This is a genomic window from Chryseobacterium camelliae (genome assembly GCF_030818575.1).
Classification (GTDB): domain Bacteria; phylum Bacteroidota; class Bacteroidia; order Flavobacteriales; family Weeksellaceae; genus Chryseobacterium; species Chryseobacterium camelliae_A.
The window spans coordinates 94,620-111,715 of the sequence record NZ_JAUTAL010000001.1; the positions used below are offsets into that span (position 1 = coordinate 94,620).

Here is a 17,096-nt window from a genome sequence, read left to right on the forward strand (position 1 = left end):
TTTATAAATCTTTTTTACCGATTAATACCGCGCCTACAATACCGGCCAGAATGAGGATGGAGGCAAGCTCAAACGGTAAAACATATTCATTGAACAAAAGTCTTCCCAGGTTTTTGGTAAGACCCACACCGCGGTCTACATTATCAACAACGATATGGTTTTCTTTCACTCCTCTGAAAACTCCCAGTACACCTATCAGAAGAAGACCAGCCGTAAAGACACCTACGAATTTTAAAGCATTGTTCTTCTTACTTTCGTCTTCTTTATTAAGGTTAAGCATCATTAGGATATAAAGGAACAATACCATGATGGCTCCTGCATACACAATGATCTGGATGATCGCCAGGAACTGGGCATTCAGCAGAATGTACATCCCGGCAATGGAGAACATGGTTACAATTAAGGAAAGGATAGCATAGAGGGGATTTCTAGCAAATACAAAGTAAACAGCACTTGCCACCGCCAAAAATGCCACCAGGAAAAATAGAATCTGATCCATTATTTTACCGCATTTTTTTGTTTCTCGGATTGTCTGGCTGTAATGTCAATCCTTTCGTTTATTTTCTCAACCAGTTTATCTTTGCCATAGATGAAAGAACCTCTGTTGGTTTCCACATCTACGAGTCTGTCTGTTAAATAGATGGCAGATTTAGGACAGGCTTCCTCGCACATTCCGCAGAAAATACATCTGAGCATGTTGATTTCATAGATCTCAGCGTACTTTTCTTCTCTGTACAGGTTCTTTTCCTCCTTGGTCCTTTCAGCAGCAGTCATGGTAATGGCTTCTGCCGGACATGCAACGGCGCATAGTCCGCAGGCCGTACATCTTTCGCGGCCTTCCTCATCTCTCTTCAGGACGTGCAGGCCTCTCCATACTTTGGCTCTCGGTTTCTGAACTTCCGGATAGGAGTAGGTTGGCGGTCCTTTCACTATATTTTTTACAGCGTGCTTAAAGGTGATCCCCATTCCCTTGAATATCGCAGGAAGGTAGATTTTTTCAGCAAGGGTCATTTCTTTGTTGGAAACAACTTTTGATCTGTTGGTTAGTTTCATTTTTAAAGATATTAGATGTTAGACATCAGATGCTAGACTCATTCTGTCTCTTATCTTAATTTTTAATATTTAGGTTTGAATCTGGCCTGTGAATGTTTCATTCGCTGTTGATCAGATCCTTTGATATCAATCAATAGTTTTACGGCTTAACTTCCGAATGCTAATATAACCGCTCCGGTAATCAGCAGGTTTACCAATGCCATTGGAATCAATGTTTTCCATCCCAGGTGCATCAGCTGGTCATATCTGAATCTCGGAAGCGTCCATCTGATCCACATAAAGATCAGAATCCCGATAATGGTCTTGGTCATGAATGCCACGATGCTCAAGATCCCCGCAGTATTTTCGCCCCAATGTTGCGTTACCCATTCAATACCCGGATAATTGTATCCTCCGAAGAATAACACCACCATAAAAGCGTTGGAGATAAACATATTCACGTATTCCCCGAACATGTACAACCCTAGTTTCATGGAAGAATATTCCGTTGAGTATCCTGTTACCAGCTCAGATTCGCACTCAGGCAAATCGAACGGGTGTCTGTTGGTTTCTGCCAGAGCAGCTACGATGAAAACCAGGAAGGCAATCGGCTGGTAGAAAATATTCCAGTTCATACCGTCAACTGCAAAAAGTCCCCAAAGTTTTCCGGTGGCCTGGGTTTCTGAAATCACTTTCAGGTCCAGACTTCCTGTCATCATGATGATGGACAGCAAAGCAAGCCCCATCGCCAGCTCGTAGGAAATCATTTGGGAAGATGCCCTGATGGCACCGATTAATGAATATTTATTGTTGGAAGCCCAGCCTCCGATCATAATTCCGTATACTCCGATGGATGCCATTCCAATGATGTACAGTACACCAACGTCGATATTCGCAACCTGAAGATCGAAAGAAGTCCCTCCGATATTTAAACTTTTCCCCCATGGGATTACTGCTCCTGTAATCAGTGAAATAAACATCACCAGCGCAGGTCCGAGAACGAAAAGGAAACGTTCTGCGTTGGCAGGCGTAAAGTCTTCTTTAAAGAAAAACTTACCTCCATCTGCAAGAGGCTGAAGCAAGGCAAAAGGACCCGCTCTGTTCGGTCCTATCCTGTCCTGCATTACGGCAGCCACTTTTCGCTCTGCCCATGTGGAGTAAGCTGCGATAGTCAGCGACAGCAGGAAAAGGGCTAAAACAAGTATCAGTTTAAATGTTATTAAATCCATTCTGTTGAGATATTAAGATTTCAGGAGTCAGATATCAGATGGTCTGAAGTCTTGGCGCTGAAGTCTGATGTCTTTTAAATTATTATTTTTCGTCTTTTTCACTGATTTCCTTTGCCATCGGGTTGTCTAATACCCTCAGCTCATCTTTCGGCTTCTCGTAATGGTTCAGTGAAATAACGGAATGTCTGTCGATATGTCTAGGGCCTTCAATATTCCAGAACTTCAGCTCTTTTCTGTGGAAACGGCAGGTATCGCAGATGAATTCCTCTACTTCGCCCCACTGGTCTTTTCTGGCAGTTACCCGTATAATTTCATCACCTTTCATCCACAGCGTAGCTTTTCCTGAGCATTTATCACAGCTGCAGGTGGCATTCATCGGTTTGGTAAACCATACTCTGCTTGCGAAACGTGCGGTTCTGTCAGTCAGTGCACCTACCGGGCATACATCGATCACATTTCCGATGAAATCATTATCAAGGGCCTTGTTCAGGTAAGTGGAAATCTCAGCATGGTCCCCTCTGAAAAGGATACCGTGTTCACGGGTATCCGTAAGCTGGTTGGCGGTAAGCACGCATCTTGCACACAGGATGCAACGGTCCATATTCAGTTTGATGTTCGGCCCTAAGTCGTCCGCCTCATATGTATTTCTTTCAAACTCGGTCCTGGTCTCAGGATTTCCGTATTCATACCCTAAATCCTGAAGGTGGCATTCACCGGCCTGGTCACACACCGGGCAGTCCAGCGGGTGGTTCAGCAATAGGAATTCCGTTACGGCTTTTCTCCCTTCCTGGGCTTTTTCGGAAGTCAGGTTCTTTACCTCCATTCCGTCCATCACATTGGTTCTGCAGCTGGCTACCAGTTTTGGCATAGGTCGCGGATCTGCTTCAGATCCTTTTGAAACCTCTACAAGGCAGGTTCTGCATCTTCCTCCGCTGGCTTCCAGCTTGCTGTAGTAGCACATTGCAGGAGGTACGGATTTGCCGCCGATCTGTCTTGCCGCTTCCAGGATGGAAGTACCGGGAAGAACTTCGGTAGTCTGTCCGTCTATAGTGATTTTAAATTTTTTAACCTCTTCGCTCATATTCTATGCTTTTTGCTTATGCTGTTAAAAGCAGATAAGCCGTATTTATTTTTGCTTTTTTGTATTAAATGTATATCCAACCCCAAAAACAAGTTCCCCAAAGGTAAAATCCTGTACGGCTTTATCGATGTTCACATTTTCTTCTGTGGTTCTTACGCTTGGCAGATTGATATATCCATATTTAAATTCGGCTTTGGCAACAATATGGTTCCAGATCACCATGTTTACACTCGTCCTGGCGTCCAATCCGAACCCTGCCAGGTGAAAGTGGTCACTTTCTGCTTTGCCCATGAGCGTAGCATCCGTCTTAGGGACAAAAACCCCCGTGCCCAAACCGTATCCCCAGAATATATCAAAATTCTTTTTGTTAAGGATTTGTTTATACTGCTGAATCCCAAGGTTAAGATAATTCAGTCCGTTCGTATGCTCGTACTTTAGGAATTTCCCGTCTGACAGGTCAATTTTTCCATTATTGACCATAGCAGCATACTGAGGATTATTAATATAACCGTTGAATTCAACCGTCTGATTCTGGTCCATCACATATTTCATATGATCTACTCCAAAGGTAATTCCCAGATTATCCTTAATGAAATACGTAATATTGTAGTTCACCTGTGGAATGGAAATCTTTGTCGGATTAATGTAATGGCTGAAATTACTCAGTGGGGTAGGTCTGTCATGTGCAGACACATTGTTCAGGGTAAAGTTATAGTCCTGACCATAAAAATGGATGTCAGAATCTGAAAACCAGCCTCTGTTCCATCCCCAAAATACCATTACCGAACCTTTTTTGAACGCTTCTCTCTGAGCCTTAACACTCATGGTCGCTGTTACGAATAACAGCAGTAAGAATTTAATTTTCAATTTGCTTTTTGTTTTTTAATAAAGGGCTAAACTGAAGGCGCCGGAATAGGATCGGCATAATTAGCCAGTCCGTAATTTTGTGTTAAACACAATTCCGGTTTTTTCACATGCCATTCAAATTCATCCCTGAAATGACGTATTGCCGCAGCAACAGGCCAGGCTGCAGCATCCCCTAGTGGACAAATGGTATTCCCTTCAATCTTTCTCTGGATGTCCCAAAGAAGGTCGATGTCTTCCATTTTACCTTGTCCGTTTTCAATTTTCTTTAAAATCTTGTACATCCATCCTGTACCTTCACGGCATGGCGTACACTGTCCGCAACTTTCGTGATTGTAAAATCTCGCCAAAGTCATGGTATGTTCCACAACGCACTGGTCTTCGTCCAGTACGATGAACCCTCCTGAGCCCATCATGGTTCCGGTAGCAAAGCCTCCGTCTGCCAATGACTCATAGTTCATGTATCTCGGTTCTCCGTTTACGGTCTTCAGTAAAAGGTTAGCCGGTACGATCGGTACTGAACTTCCTCCCGGAATACAGGCTTTCAGCCTTTTTCCGTTCGGGATTCCGCCGCAGTATTCATCCGAATAGATGAATTCCTCTACGGTAATCGTCATATCGATTTCGTAAACGCCAGGTTTGTTAATATTCCCGCATGCGGAGATAAGCTTGGTTCCGGTGGATCTTCCTACCCCGATTTTAGCGTATTCAGCACCTCCTATATCAATGATCGGAACTACCGCTGCAATAGATTCTACGTTATTCACAACCGTAGGCCTTTCCCAAAGTCCTTTTACAGCCGGGAATGGCGGCTTCAGCCTCGGATTTCCTCTTTTCCCTTCCAGGGATTCCAGCAATGCTGTTTCTTCCCCGCAGATATAAGCTCCGCCTCCTCTCTGAACGTAAATCTCACAGTCGAAACCGGTTCCCAGGATATTTTTACCTAAAAATCCTGCTGCTTTGGCTTCTTCAATGGCTTCTTCCAGGATATCCGGGATCCAGGAATATTCCCCCCTGATGTAAATGTAAGAAACATTGGAACCCAGGCAGAATGAGGAGATCAGCATCCCTTCAATCAGTACATGTGGAAGAAACTCCATCAGGTAACGGTCTTTGAATGTTCCCGGCTCAGATTCATCGGCATTCACCACCAGGTGCCTTGGCACTCCTTCCGGTTTTGCCAGGAAGCTCCATTTCATCCCTGTTGGGAATCCTGCCCCTCCACGTCCTCTGAGTCCTGAAGCTTTCACTTCTTCCAGGATTTCATCAGGTGTCATTTTCAGGGCTTTTTCAGCTGCCGTGTACCCGCCTTGTTTACGGTAGGTCTCAAAGTAGCGGATGCCCTCTATATGTGCGTCTTTAAGTAAAAGTTTTTTACTCATTCTTATTGTAATTAGTCTAAAGCAACCTGTCCCTGTCTGCAAAGATCAAGGATTTCGTCTACTTTTTCTATCGTTAGGTTTTCGTGATAAAATTTCCCCAGCTGCATCATCGGTGCATAACCGCATGCGCCCAGGCATTCAGCCGGTTTAAGGGTGAACATTCCGTCTTCTGTAGTCTCTCCGTCCTTAATGTTCAGTTTTGTCCTGATATGGTTCAGAATCTTTTCGCTTCCGCATACCATGCACGGGCCTGTTCTGCATACTTCCAGGACATATTTTCCTACCGGTTTCATATTGAACATGGTATAGAAAGTAGCTACTTCATATACTTCAATCGGCTGGATATCCAGCAATCCGGCAACATAATCCATTACCGGAACATCTAACCATCCTCCGAATTCTTTCTGTGCCAGGTGAAGAACAGGAAGAAGAGCAGATTTCTGCCTTCCTTCCGGATATCGTGCGATAATTTTATGTACCTGTGCTAAACTTTCCGGTTTAAAAGCTATTGTTTCGCTCACTTTTTTAAATTTTAAATTTTGAATTTTAGATTTTAAATTCTAAAAAATTTCAATTTATATGTAGTTTGGATTAATCTAAAATTTATAATCCAAAATCTATAATTTCTTTTATGCGTCTAATTCTCCCGCAATGATATTCATGCTGCACATCGTTACGATGGCATCAGAAATTACAGAACCTGTAATCATTTCAGGATATGCCTGGTAATAAATGAAGCACGGTCTTCTGAAGTGAAGTCGGTATGGGCTTCGGCCTCCGTCACTCACCAGATAGAATCCTAATTCCCCGTTTCCTCCTTCCACGGCATGGTAAACTTCACCTTTAGGGACATCAGTTTCTCCCATAACGATTTTGAAGTGGTAGATCAGGGCTTCCATTTTCTGGTATACATCTGCTTTTTCCGGAAGGTAAAAATCAGGCACATCGGCGTGGAAAGGACCTTCAGGAAGGTTTTCATAAGCCTGCTTGATGATTTTGATGGATTCCCAGATTTCCTGCTGACGTACCATGAAACGGTCATATGTGTCTCCGGAAGTTCCTACCGGAATGATAAAATCAAAATCCTGATAAGAAGAATACGGCTGTGCTACTCTCACGTCATAGTCAACACCGGCAGCACGAAGGTTAGGACCTGTAAATCCATAGCTCAACGCTCTTTCAGCAGAAATAGATCCTGCTCCTATGGTCCTGTCCATAAAAATTCTGTTTCTTTCAAGAAGGTTGCAGAATTCCTGGAATCTTGGCGGGAATGTTTTAAGGAAATCTTTGATCAGCTCATGGAATTTCGGAGTGAAATCTCTTTCAAAACCTCCTATTCGTCCCATATTGGTGGTCATCCTTGCTCCGCAGATCTGCTCATACATATCATAGATACGCTCTCTTTCCACGAACATATAGGTAAGTCCGGTAATTGCTCCGGAGTCCATTCCGGTTACCCCGTTACAGATCAGGTGGTCACCGATCCTTGCCAGCTCCATAAGGATAACACGCATATAATCCACGCGTTTAGGAACTTCAACACCAATCAGCTTTTCTACCGTCATATGCCATCCCAGGTTATTGATCGGGGCAGAGCAATAGTTCATACGGTCTGTAAGTGTAGTGATCTGAGCATAATTTCTTCTTTCGGAAATTTTCTCAAAGGCTCTGTGGATGTATCCTACCGTCTGCTCAGCGTGCAGAATTCTTTCTCCGTCCATCGTAAGGACGTTCTGGAAGATACCGTGGGTGGCAGGGTGGGTAGGTCCCAGGTTGAGGGTATACAGCTGCCCGTCAATCTGTTCTTTACTTTCGTATTGGTTAAGTATATTAGATAATGAGTTATCTTTCATAATTTAAATGCTTTAGGCTATAGGCTTTAAGCTCATTGCTTACTGCTTATTGCATTATTTTTTATCTTCCGAACATGCTGTCATTCTTATCCGTTCTGGTACCGTCTTCCAACCTGTATTCCTTCAGCATAGGATGGTATCCGAGGTCTTCCATGTTCAGGATAGGCCTAAGGTCCGGATGGCCTTTAAATTTAATTCCGAAGAAATCAAAGGTTTCCCGTTCCATCCAGTTGGCTCCCGCATAAAGTTCCGTAAGAGAATCCACTTCAACATCATCCCTGGTCATGAAAATCTTAAGTCTGATCCTGAAATTCGTCATCATATTGTGCAGGTGGTATACCACACCGATTTCCCTGTCCGGGAATTCAGGATAATGGATCCCGCAGATGTCAGTAAGGAAATTAATTTCCAGTGACGAATCCTTCAGGTAATGAATGATTTTTTTCAGATCTTCTTTCTTTACTTCAACCGTCAGCATTCCATATGGTTCTGAGCTTGAAATAACAGACTCTGGAAATTCTCTGGTGATTGCTTCTAATACAAATTCGTTGGTCATTCCGTTAGTTGCTTATGTTATAAGAATCCAATAGCTTCTGGTATTCAGGCATATCTCTTCTCCTGATGCTTTCGCTTTCGGCCAGGGCCTGAACCTGCATTACACCTTCGATGATCTGTTCCGGTCTCGGAGGACATCCTGGAACATATACGTCAACGGGAATAATCTTGTCGATTCCCTGTAAAACGGAGTAGGTGTCAAAAATACCGCCGCTGGAAGCGCATGCCCCTACGGCAACCACCCATTTCGGCTCGGCCATTTGGGTGTATACTTCTTTAAGAACAGGGCCCAGTTTTTTGGAAATAGTTCCGCATACCATCAGCATATCTGCTTGTCTCGGGGAGAAAGAGTTTCTCTCCATCCCGAACCTTGAAGCATCATAAGTCGGGTTAAGGGTCGCCATAAATTCAATTCCGCAACATGAAGTCGCAAACGGAAGCGGCCAAAGGGAAAATTTCCTGGCCATACCGATAACGCTGCTCAGTTTCGTTGCAAAAAAGCCTTCTCCTTCATATCCTTCCGGAGCAGGAGCATCTGTTATTATTACTGGTTTTTTATCTGACATTGGTTTAATTTAAAAGATTTAAACTTTAGATTCCAAATTCATGTTAATGTTAACAAAGAATGTGGGTTTTAACTAAAATTTTTAACTACAGTTTTGGTTTCTTTACTTATCCCAATCTAATGCGCCGCGTTTCCATACGTAGAAAAAAGCTACAAAGAAAATCGCAACGAAAGTAAGCACCGCTAAAAATCCCTGCATGCCAAATTCTCTGAAGTTAACGGCATAAGGATAGAAGAATACGATTTCAATATCAAAAAGTACAAAAAGCACTGCGGTGAGAAAGTACTTAATTGAGAACGGAGTACGGGCATTCCCTTCTACGGCAACCCCACATTCCCAACTCTGGTTTTTTACTGAATTTCCCTTTTTTTGTTTAGGGCCCAGAAAATGTGCGCCAAGCAGTGAAATAGCTACGAAACCAATAGCAACACCCGCTTGTATAAGGATCGGAATATAACTTTCAGGTAAATTCATTTTTGCATTATTATCTCAATTTGCAAATTTACAGAATAAACAAGAAAGCATGAAATTAATCCGGTTAAAAGTCGACTTAAAACGTGAAAAACAGGTAATTTAGAATGAATAAAAATTAGTTTCCCGCCTTTGATTTTTCAAACTTATTTTTGCCGTTTTTTTATGCTTGCATGAAGTTTTTTACGGGTAAAGGCGAAACAGCAGAAACTAAAGATACCGTTATTTTTTCATTTTCCTGAGAAGCGTATATGCCAGGAAAGAAATATACCCGAACAGCACACTGGCGTAAATGATATTAATGGCGGTGTTGGTACGGTCGCTGTCCGACTGAAGAAACAGGTTAAATGCAATAAAACCGGCAATGAGGATACCGAAAATAATCAGGTGTGGCTTCATAAGGCAAATATACGAAAACGGTATCGATTCAGTAAGGACAAAGCAGATCAGATGACTTGCGCGGTCCGGAGTTACCCGATCTTCATCGAGTATGTCCTTCTTCTCTTATGGTTGACCGGATTGTAATCCTGCCATAAAACCTGGATGCTTTTATTTTCTTCCAGTTCTGGATTCGTTTCAAGGAATCTGACACCCTTTTTCTTGAAAGTGTCGAAAATTTCCTTGAAAATCATTGAAGTTACGCCTCTCCGCTGATAGTCCGGGTGAATGCCGATCAGGTAAAAATTAGCCCGGTCATTCTTTTTTCCTGCTCTCAGGAAATGCCACCATCCGAACGGAAAAAGCTTGCCTTTGGATTTCTGCAATGCTTTGGAATAGGAAGGCATAGTGATGGCAAACGAAACAAGGTTGTCGTGGGCATCCGCAATGCAGACAATAAAATCCTTGTCAATCAGTTTGAAATATTTTTCCTTGTAGGTCTTCCTTTGTTCATCTGAAATGGGAGTGTAGGTAGAAAGGTGTTTGTACGTTTCGTCCAGAAGGTCAAACATCGGGTCCACATACCGGATAATCTCTTCCTTGTTTTTGAATCTCAATACCTTCAGGTGGTACTTCTGAGCGATCAGCTCATTAAATTTAACTATTTTTTCAGGGAGTACCTCCGGGAATATCAGTTCAAATTCCACCCATTCCTTTTCCTTGGTTAAACCGAGTTTTTCAATATGCTTAGGATAGTATTCATGATTATAGATCCCGATCATGGTAGCGAGCCTGTCAAATCCCATGGTAAGCATACCGGCTTTGTCGAGATTGGTAAATCCCATAGGTCCCTCAATGGTGTTGATGCCTTTTTCTTTCGCATACTCCTTTGCCGTATGGATGAGTGCTGCGGAAACCTCTTCGTCATCAATAAAATCGATCCAGCCAAACCTTACTTTTCTGATGCCCAGCTCTTTTTCTTCTTTATGGTTGATGATCACTGCAATTCTCCCCACAATATTATTGTCCCTGTAAGCCAGGAATTGCCGGGCTTCCGAATAGGAAAGCGCCGGGTTTTCCGCTGCATTCCAGATGTTAATTTCATCATTAATGAAAGATGGTACGTAATACGGATTGTCTTTATACAGATCCATAGGGAGATGCACGAACTTTTTCAGCTGATCCGCTGTTTTTACTTCAACCACTGAAACTTTAGACATAATAAATGGGGGTAATTATTAGGCAAATATAGATAATAATATGCAATACTTTGGCACAGTTTTTATATGATTTAAGGTTAAAATTTAAGTAAAAATGACAGGTTATTATATCATCATCATTATTTCGATGCTCGTCAGTTGGTACGTCTCGTGGAAGCTCAAGTCGAAATTTGAATATTATTCTAACGTGCATCTCAGAAACGGACTTTCCGGTAAGGAAGTCGCAGAGAAAATGTTGAAGGACAACGGGATTAATGACGTTCAGGTCATTTCAGTTCCCGGACAATTAACAGACCATTACAATCCGGCAGATAAGACCGTTAATCTTTCTGAAGGCGTATATATGCAGAGAAATGCTGCGGCTGCGGCTGTGGCTGCCCATGAATGCGGACATGCCGTTCAGCATGCGGTAGGATATTCAATGTTGCAGCTTCGTTCCAAACTGGTACCGGTTGTGCAGATCAGCTCTAACCTGATGCAGTATGTTATCTTAGCCGGCCTGGTTATCATGGCTTCTACCAGAAGTTTTGAAAATCCGAACGGGAATACCACAGTACTGGCCATCGGGGTTATAATGTTTGCTTTTACCACGCTTTTTGCCTTCATTACGCTGCCGGTAGAATATGATGCCAGCAACAGGGCAATGAAATGGCTCAAAGATACCGGGACCGTTACACAGGAAGAATTTGTCGGGGTGCAGGACAGCCTGAAATGGGCCGCCCGTACGTATGTGGTTGCTGCTATCGGCTCCCTTGCGCAGCTCTTGTACTGGGGATCGCTGCTTCTGGGCGGAAGACGAGATTAATTGCCTACGGCAAATGAAAAATATATCCCGGACCATGAGTCCGGGTTTTTTGCATTCCGGATTCGTGCTTAATTTCATATATTTAAAGCGGCAAAGTCATAACCTGAATGGACTTAAGAAAGAATTTAGCATTATCTGACCAGCAATCAATCAGGCTGATGGTAAAAGTGGTTACTTTCTTCTGGTTAGTGACAAAGATCTGGAGTTATAAGACCTGGATTACGGAGCGTTTGTATCCTGTCATTCCTCCTCTGGATATGACTCAGGATATTTCGCCGGTTTTCCATGTGGTACTTTTCTGCCTTTCTGTAATTCTCATGGTTCTTATTCTTATCAGCGATAAAAAGTCGCTCCTGATAGTTTTACTGATTTCCGAGCTTATCAGCTGTTCGCTGGATATGGTCCGTTGGCAGCCTTGGGAATATATGTACATGACTATTCTGCTATTGATTATTATCGGGCTGCATAAGCCGGGAAATCTCAGGATTATGCTCCATCTGTTTCTGGTATCGGTCTATCTTTTCAGCGGCCTGCATAAGCTCAACCGGGAATTTTTGACCTCGATCTGGACACAGATGTTCCTTATCGATCTTTTCGGATTTTCCATGGAACAGATTCTGAACTATAAACTGTTCTTTATAGGCCTTATTATTCCGGTGACAGAAATCGTATTTGCCATACTGCTTCTGATATCCCGATCGAAAAGAAAGATCAGTTTCCTGCTGATGGCTATGCATGTGATTGTGCTGATGGTGATCGGACCGGCAGGACTTAAATACAATTCTGTGGTCTGGCCGTGGAATTTAAGTCTGATATTCATTCTTGCTGTGCTGTATGAAAGGCCACTCGAGTCTGTCCGTAAAAAAATCCTTATCCGTAACCTCTACTGGCTGGGCCTCTGGTTCATGATGCCTGTGCTGAGTTTTTCAGGGAGATGGTACCAGTATTTTTCATTCAATCTGTATTCGGGGAAGCAGGACCAGATGTACATTTGTTTTCCAAAAGTGAAACCGGAGATGCAACCTTATTTTGAACTTAAGAATGAAGGCTTATGTCCGGATATGTATTGTATTAACCTTCAGAACTGGGCCATGGCTGAAATTAAATCGGCACCTGTTCCGGAACCTGAAATCTATAAAAAGGTCGCGGCAGATCTTAAGCTCAGGTATGCTGATGAAGGAGTGAAAATATTTTTATATCATCCGGTTAACCGGACCTTAACTGAGTTATAGACTATATTCTACCGCATGGAGATTAGAAAGAGCCTCCAGTACGTTTTCTTTGTGCTTTTCCTTTATTTTTGCTGCAATGACAGCTCTTTCTTCCGCATCGAAACGGATGATTTTGGCATCAAATTTTGAAAGTAGCGTGAAGATGACATTTTGCTGGCTGAAATTGAACTGAATCTCAATTTCCGTTTCCAGTTCACGGATCATGGTGCCTGCCTCTTCAAGGGTAGCTTTGGCAGACTCTTTATACGCTTTCACAAGTCCTGAAACCCCTAATTTTGTACCGCCGTAATACCGTACAATTACCACCAGTACATTGGTTAGTTCATGGGCAAGCAGTTGATTGTAAATGGGCAGGCCGGCACTTCCGGATGGCTCGCCGTCATCATTGGCACGGTAATTTTCGCCATTCAGTCCTATACGGAAAGCATAGCAATGGTGGGTTGCTTTGGGTTGTTCTGTCCTGATGGCCTCCAAAGCCTTTTTCAGTTCCTCTTCATTGCTTACCGGACAGGCAAAACCTAAAAACTTGCTTCCTTTTTCCTTGAGCAGAATATTTTCTACGGGCTTTTCTATGGTCCTGAACTCAAACGCCATTTCTATTTTCGGTTTATTCCTGCAAAATTACACATTTAAAAATCAGCAACTCTCTCTATGTATGCTATACCTGTTTGTACCACGAGATCCGGTTGTCTCTGAAAAGCTCAGTATGTTCGGTTTTAAAAGGGAATTCAGGAGCCTTGGTCCCGTTTTCCAGTTTCAGATTCTCATTTTTAATGATAACCGATTCGTCCCAAAGTCCTGCATCAATAAACTTCTGCAGGGTAAATCTTCCTCCTTCTACAATAACTGACTGGATATTTTTCCGGTGCAGGGCGTCCATCAGCCCGGAAAGAAAGTCTATCTTTCCGCTTTTTATAAACCTGATGTTCCCTTCTGTAGCTTCTTTTTCAGTATTGAAAACAAGGGTAGGAGCTTCATTATTGTAGAGTTTAAAATTACGGGGCACTTTAAGGTCAAAATCAATAAGGATTCTTACAGGATTATTTCCTTCAGCATTCCTTACGGTCAGCGAAGGGTTATCGTTTAGTGCTGTCTGTGTCCCTACCAGAATGGCATGCTCATCCGCACGAAGCTGATGAACCCATTGATTAACCAGGGCATTGGAAACAGGATAGGGTTTGAAATCCTTGTCTAAAAAACCATCACCGGATTCAGCCCATTTAAGAATGATATAGGGCCGTTTTTTTTCATGAAAGGTAAAAAACCTTTTGTTCAGTTCGATGCATTCCTTTTCCAGAATTCCTGATACGACCTCTATGCCGGCATCCTGAATGATTTTTTTTCCCTTACCGTTTACTTTATCATTTGAATCCATGGCCCCGATTACCACTTTCCTGAATCTCAGCTCTTTTATTTTCAGGGCACAGGGCGGAGTTTTTCCATAATGTGCGCAGGGTTCCAGGGAAACGTAAATGGTAGATTCCGGAATAAGACTTTTATCTTCCACAGAATTGATGGCATTGATTTCAGCATGGTTTTCACCGGCTTTATGGTGATAGCCTTCTCCAATAATCCGGTTATTGTGTACAATCACACTCCCTACCAGCGGATTTGGATAGGTATTGCCCAGCGCTTTCCGGGCCAGCTCAATGCATCGTTGTATATACAGTTCGTCCATAGATCGAAAGAAAAAGGCGAAGACAAATTTCTTTGCTCCGCCTTCTTAACAATTATAAATTATTTATTCTCCAGAGCCGGAAATGATGCTGTGAAGATTCTGTTTCAAGGTTTCCAGATGTGCTTTTTTATCATCAATGGTATTGTAAGTATCCTTTAGTAAAGGATTTTCCCTGGATGGATTCGTAAAGAAAGACAGGTTGTTTTCCAGCTTTACAATTTCAGCTTCAAGGTCAGAAATCTGGCTCTTGATCTTTCTGGCTTTATCCGTCAGCTGGTTTTCAGACAATCCTTCTTCTTTCAGCTCAAGCTCGTTGATCTTGTTCAGCCTCAGCTTTTCACGTAAGGTTTTGTTGAATTCGGAATTGATTGAAATCTTATCGCGAGGCACTTTTCCGATGTTGTTCCATGCGGTTTTTATCGCTTCGATCCTTTCAATGCTGCCTTCTTCATCCCCTACGGTTTTCAGCTCATCCAAAAGGTGTTTTTTCTGTTTGTAGTTGTCTTTCCAGTTATCTGTGGAAGTGTTGCTTTTTTCACGGAAATTGTTGAAAAACGCATTGCACGCATCTCGGAATTCATCCCAGATTTTGTTGGTCATGCTCTTTGGAACATGCCCGATCTTTTTCCAGTCTTCCTGAAGTTTTTTGAATAAAGGCACTGAGATATCCCAGTCCTCGTTATTCATATTATCCTTAGCCGTCTGGATCAGTTTCATTTTTTCTTCCAGGTTGGTCTGCTGTGATCCTTTCAGGGATTTATAGTAGCTGTTTTTCGTTGTGTTGAAAGCTCTGAGCGTTGTCTTGAAATCATTCCAGTTCTGGTTGGAAAGCTTTCGGGGTACACTGCCTGTTTTGAGAAATTCAGAACGCAGCTCTTCCACTTTTCTGATGGCATTCTGCCAATACGTATGGTTAGGGTTTTCAGCAGGTTCAGAAAGTTTTTTGATTTCGGCAATGATCTGGTTTTTCTTTTCCAGATTGGCATTCTGTTCTGCTTCTATGGCTACGGAAAGTTCCGCCTTCCTTTCATGGATCTTATTGGAAATTTCCTTGAATTCTTCCCACGTTTTTTCACGGAATTCTTCTGCTACCGGTTCTGCTTCCTCTTTCCAAAGCTTATGCAGGTACTGCAGTTCATTCAGGGCTTTCTGGATCACCGGTTCATTTTCCAGCTGTCTGGCACGCTCGATGATATGCTGCCGCTTTTCAAGGTTGTGGCTGTATTCCTGTTCCAGGAATTCTTTATTCAAATCCAGCATCTGGTAAAACTGGTTCAGATGGTGGAAATAATTGTTGTTAAGAATCCTGAATTCCGATTTTGCTACCTGGCCGGCTTTAGACCAGTCTTCTTTGATCTCCCGGATGGATTTGAAAAGATTGACTCCGGGCTCGGAATTGGTATAGAGGTTTTTAAGTCTTTCGATAATGGTTTGCCTGTGTTCCAGATTCTGTTTCTGCTCTTCTTCCTGTCCTTTCTGGTAAGCATCATGTTTTTCTCTGAAGATGTTGACTAACGCAGAAAATCTGGACTGCATAGGATGCTCATAGCTGAAGTTCTCAGGAGCATTTCCCGCTTCCACATATTCATGCTTCTTGTCTTCCACTTCATCATGGATGTGATGGGATGCTTTTTCTTTGAGCTGGTTGAATCTTTTGGAATTTTCGCCGGCGTCCGGAGTGTTGATGATCTTCTCCATCTCCTTCAGGATATCTGCCAGGCTCATATCCGGGTCTTCATGATCCTCTTCATGGGCAGCAGGCACCTCTTCTTCATGCGCATCAGCTGTTACTTCTTCATGAGTGATTTCATGAGAAGCGGTGTGATTCTGTTCCTGATGCTCTTCCTGCGGCATTCCAGCGGCATTTTTCTTTTCTTCGTTTTCAGAAAGATTGTTTTCTGTAGTCATGGCAAATCTTTTATGTGAATGGTGTTAATATCCTTTAAATATAGCAAAAAAGGCAATTCAAGCACTAATTTAGGTTATTTTTTTTGAAAATTCCAAATTTCCCAGGCTTTTTCCGCCTGCTGCTCAAGCATATAATATCCGTTAACTGTTTTCGCTCCTTTTTCAGATGCATGGATGATAAAACGGGTATATTCGGGGTTGTAGATGAGGTCAATGACCAGGTGTTTTTCCGATATGCCTTCAAACGGAAAGACCAGGCAGTCTTCTACCTTCGGATAGGTACCCACGGGAGTGCACTGTACAATGATGGGGTGCTGACGAACCGTCTCACTATCCAGGCTGTCAAAGGTAACTGCGGATTTCCGTGATACAGTGGTAAAAGGGATGCTGTTTTTTTTCATAACGTACTGTACTGCTTTAGCAGCTCCTCCATCCCCAAGGATGAGCGCTGAAGTATGGTGTGGCTTAAGGTGCAGGAGGAGTGTTTTCTCAAATCCGAAAGCATCTGTATTATAGCCTTTTTTCAGCCCGTTTTCAATGCTTACACAATTGACGGCGCCTATATCCTGCGCTTCCCCACTCAGCTCATCCAGGTAATCGATGATTTTTTCTTTGTACGGGATGGTAACATTGAAGCCCCGGAGCCCGGGTTCTGCGAACAGCCGTTCCACTTCATCGATGTCCTGCAGATCAAAAATGTCATAGGAATGATCATGGATCATCAGCTTCTGGAATTTATTTTCAAAGAATTTCTTTGAAAAAGAATAGGAAATATTTCTGCCGATAAGGCCTAATTTTGTCTTGGAAACCATATTTCAAAAATAAAAAAAAGACCGGACAAG

General features: G+C 42.7%; 19 protein-coding genes. 2 read left to right on the forward strand and 17 right to left on the reverse strand.

From position 1 onward, the window contains the following. Nucleotide 1: 1 nt before the first annotated feature. From QE404_RS00445 to QE404_RS00505, 13 genes are all read right to left on the reverse strand, one after another. Nucleotides 2-499, reverse strand: coding sequence for an NADH-quinone oxidoreductase subunit J family protein (locus QE404_RS00445; protein WP_307445206.1), 498 nt, complete (start codon nt 497-499; stop codon nt 2-4). Then, on the reverse strand, nt 499-1,053 hold the full coding sequence (locus tag QE404_RS00450) for a NuoI/complex I 23 kDa subunit family protein (protein WP_307445209.1): 555 nt from the start codon (nt 1,051-1,053) through the stop codon (nt 499-501). The genes QE404_RS00445 and QE404_RS00450 overlap by 1 nt, the downstream gene beginning before the upstream one ends. 146 nt (nt 1,054-1,199) lie before the next feature. Further along, nucleotides 1,200-2,261: an NADH-quinone oxidoreductase subunit NuoH gene (gene nuoH / locus QE404_RS00455; RefSeq protein WP_307445211.1), complete on the reverse strand. Its 1,062-nt coding sequence runs from the start codon at nt 2,259-2,261 to the stop codon at nt 1,200-1,202. Between the two features lie 82 nt (nt 2,262-2,343). Then, complete coding sequence (locus tag QE404_RS00460; RefSeq protein ID WP_307445214.1) at nt 2,344-3,342, reverse strand: 2Fe-2S iron-sulfur cluster-binding protein; 999 nt, start codon at nt 3,340-3,342, stop codon at nt 2,344-2,346. A 45-nt stretch (nt 3,343-3,387) separates the two neighbouring features. After that, entirely contained in the window at nt 3,388-4,209 is an 822-nt protein-coding gene (locus QE404_RS00465) for a hypothetical protein (RefSeq protein WP_307445217.1), read from the reverse strand. Between the two features lie 26 nt (nt 4,210-4,235). After that, nucleotides 4,236-5,588, reverse strand: a complete 1,353-nt coding sequence (nuoF, locus tag QE404_RS00470) for an NADH-quinone oxidoreductase subunit NuoF (protein WP_307445220.1) — start codon at nt 5,586-5,588, stop codon at nt 4,236-4,238. 11 nt (nt 5,589-5,599) lie between these two features. After that, the gene (locus QE404_RS00475) at nt 5,600-6,109 is read right to left on the reverse strand and encodes an NADH-quinone oxidoreductase subunit NuoE family protein (RefSeq protein WP_307445221.1); all 510 of its coding nucleotides are present in this window, start codon (nt 6,107-6,109) and stop codon (nt 5,600-5,602) included. Nucleotides 6,110-6,217: 108 nt separating this feature from the next. Continuing rightward, the gene (gene nuoD / locus QE404_RS00480) at nt 6,218-7,441 is read right to left on the reverse strand and encodes an NADH dehydrogenase (quinone) subunit D (RefSeq protein WP_307445223.1); all 1,224 of its coding nucleotides are present in this window, start codon (nt 7,439-7,441) and stop codon (nt 6,218-6,220) included. Nucleotides 7,442-7,502: 61 nt separating this feature from the next. Beyond that, on the reverse strand, nt 7,503-7,997 hold the full coding sequence (locus QE404_RS00485) for an NADH-quinone oxidoreductase subunit C (protein WP_307445226.1): 495 nt from the start codon (nt 7,995-7,997) through the stop codon (nt 7,503-7,505). Between the two features lie 4 nt (nt 7,998-8,001). Further along, nucleotides 8,002-8,562, reverse strand: coding sequence for an NADH-quinone oxidoreductase subunit B (locus QE404_RS00490; RefSeq protein ID WP_307445229.1), 561 nt, complete (start codon nt 8,560-8,562; stop codon nt 8,002-8,004). Nucleotides 8,563-8,664: 102 nt separating this feature from the next. After that, nucleotides 8,665-9,036: an NADH-quinone oxidoreductase subunit A gene (locus QE404_RS00495; protein WP_100076703.1), complete on the reverse strand. Its 372-nt coding sequence runs from the start codon at nt 9,034-9,036 to the stop codon at nt 8,665-8,667. Between the two features lie 219 nt (nt 9,037-9,255). Then, nucleotides 9,256-9,432 carry a hypothetical protein gene (locus QE404_RS00500; RefSeq protein WP_307453643.1) on the reverse strand — a complete coding sequence of 59 codons (177 nt, stop codon included), beginning with the start codon at nt 9,430-9,432 and terminating at the stop codon, nt 9,256-9,258. Between the two features lie 71 nt (nt 9,433-9,503). After that, nucleotides 9,504-10,631, reverse strand: a complete 1,128-nt coding sequence (locus QE404_RS00505; protein WP_307445237.1) for a GNAT family N-acetyltransferase — start codon at nt 10,629-10,631, stop codon at nt 9,504-9,506. Nucleotides 10,632-10,725: 94 nt separating this feature from the next. Here QE404_RS00505 and QE404_RS00510 point away from each other — a divergent pair, with 94 nt between their 5' ends. Together QE404_RS00510 and QE404_RS00515 are read left to right on the forward strand one after the other, a co-directional pair. Further along, nucleotides 10,726-11,436: a zinc metallopeptidase gene (locus QE404_RS00510; protein WP_307445239.1), complete on the forward strand. Its 711-nt coding sequence runs from the start codon at nt 10,726-10,728 to the stop codon at nt 11,434-11,436. A gap of 107 nt (nt 11,437-11,543) precedes the next feature. Then, entirely contained in the window at nt 11,544-12,668 is a 1,125-nt protein-coding gene (locus tag QE404_RS00515; RefSeq protein ID WP_307445242.1) for a hypothetical protein, read from the forward strand. Here QE404_RS00515 and QE404_RS00520 read toward each other — a convergent pair. The 4 genes from QE404_RS00520 to QE404_RS00535 all read right to left on the reverse strand — a co-directional run bounded on the left by QE404_RS00520 (nt 12,663) and on the right by QE404_RS00535 (nt 17,066). Continuing rightward, entirely contained in the window at nt 12,663-13,262 is a 600-nt protein-coding gene (locus QE404_RS00520) for an IMPACT family protein (RefSeq protein ID WP_307445244.1), read from the reverse strand. The genes QE404_RS00515 and QE404_RS00520 overlap by 6 nt on opposite strands. 64 nt (nt 13,263-13,326) lie before the next feature. Continuing rightward, a complete protein-coding gene (ribD, locus tag QE404_RS00525; RefSeq protein ID WP_307453645.1) occupies nt 13,327-14,346 on the reverse strand; it encodes a bifunctional diaminohydroxyphosphoribosylaminopyrimidine deaminase/5-amino-6-(5-phosphoribosylamino)uracil reductase RibD in 1,020 nt (339 codons plus the stop codon). A 63-nt stretch (nt 14,347-14,409) separates the two neighbouring features. Next, entirely contained in the window at nt 14,410-16,254 is a 1,845-nt protein-coding gene (locus QE404_RS00530; RefSeq protein ID WP_307445247.1) for a DUF349 domain-containing protein, read from the reverse strand. Nucleotides 16,255-16,328: 74 nt separating this feature from the next. Continuing rightward, nucleotides 16,329-17,066 carry a shikimate dehydrogenase family protein gene (locus QE404_RS00535; RefSeq protein ID WP_307445249.1) on the reverse strand — a complete coding sequence of 246 codons (738 nt, stop codon included), beginning with the start codon at nt 17,064-17,066 and terminating at the stop codon, nt 16,329-16,331. Nucleotides 17,067-17,096: the final 30 nt, after the last annotated feature.

What these genes read in the sequence shown, in the direction of transcription:
- QE404_RS00510 (WP_307445239.1), top strand. Translation starts at nt 10,726, where the DNA reads ATGACAGGTTATTATATCATCATCATTATTTCGATGCTCGTCAGTTGG.
- QE404_RS00450 (WP_307445209.1), bottom strand. Translation starts at nt 1,053, where the DNA reads ATGAAACTAACCAACAGATCAAAAGTTGTTTCCAACAAAGAAATGACC.
- QE404_RS00530 (WP_307445247.1), bottom strand. Translation starts at nt 16,254, where the DNA reads ATGACTACAGAAAACAATCTTTCTGAAAACGAAGAAAAGAAAAATGCC.
- QE404_RS00495 (WP_100076703.1), bottom strand. Translation starts at nt 9,036, where the DNA reads ATGAATTTACCTGAAAGTTATATTCCGATCCTTATACAAGCGGGTGTT.
- QE404_RS00520 (WP_307445244.1), bottom strand. Translation starts at nt 13,262, where the DNA reads ATGGCGTTTGAGTTCAGGACCATAGAAAAGCCCGTAGAAAATATTCTG.
- nuoD (WP_307445223.1), bottom strand. Translation starts at nt 7,441, where the DNA reads ATGAAAGATAACTCATTATCTAATATACTTAACCAATACGAAAGTAAA.
- QE404_RS00445 (WP_307445206.1), bottom strand. Translation starts at nt 499, where the DNA reads ATGGATCAGATTCTATTTTTCCTGGTGGCATTTTTGGCGGTGGCAAGT.
- QE404_RS00490 (WP_307445229.1), bottom strand. Translation starts at nt 8,562, where the DNA reads ATGTCAGATAAAAAACCAGTAATAATAACAGATGCTCCTGCTCCGGAA.
- ribD (WP_307453645.1), bottom strand. Translation starts at nt 14,346, where the DNA reads ATGGACGAACTGTATATACAACGATGCATTGAGCTGGCCCGGAAAGCG.
- nuoF (WP_307445220.1), bottom strand. Translation starts at nt 5,588, where the DNA reads ATGAGTAAAAAACTTTTACTTAAAGACGCACATATAGAGGGCATCCGC.
- nuoH (WP_307445211.1), bottom strand. Translation starts at nt 2,261, where the DNA reads ATGGATTTAATAACATTTAAACTGATACTTGTTTTAGCCCTTTTCCTG.
- QE404_RS00460 (WP_307445214.1), bottom strand. Translation starts at nt 3,342, where the DNA reads ATGAGCGAAGAGGTTAAAAAATTTAAAATCACTATAGACGGACAGACT.
- QE404_RS00515 (WP_307445242.1), top strand. Translation starts at nt 11,544, where the DNA reads ATGGACTTAAGAAAGAATTTAGCATTATCTGACCAGCAATCAATCAGG.
- QE404_RS00535 (WP_307445249.1), bottom strand. Translation starts at nt 17,066, where the DNA reads ATGGTTTCCAAGACAAAATTAGGCCTTATCGGCAGAAATATTTCCTAT.
- QE404_RS00505 (WP_307445237.1), bottom strand. Translation starts at nt 10,631, where the DNA reads ATGTCTAAAGTTTCAGTGGTTGAAGTAAAAACAGCGGATCAGCTGAAA.
- QE404_RS00500 (WP_307453643.1), bottom strand. Translation starts at nt 9,432, where the DNA reads ATGAAGCCACACCTGATTATTTTCGGTATCCTCATTGCCGGTTTTATT.
- QE404_RS00485 (WP_307445226.1), bottom strand. Translation starts at nt 7,997, where the DNA reads ATGACCAACGAATTTGTATTAGAAGCAATCACCAGAGAATTTCCAGAG.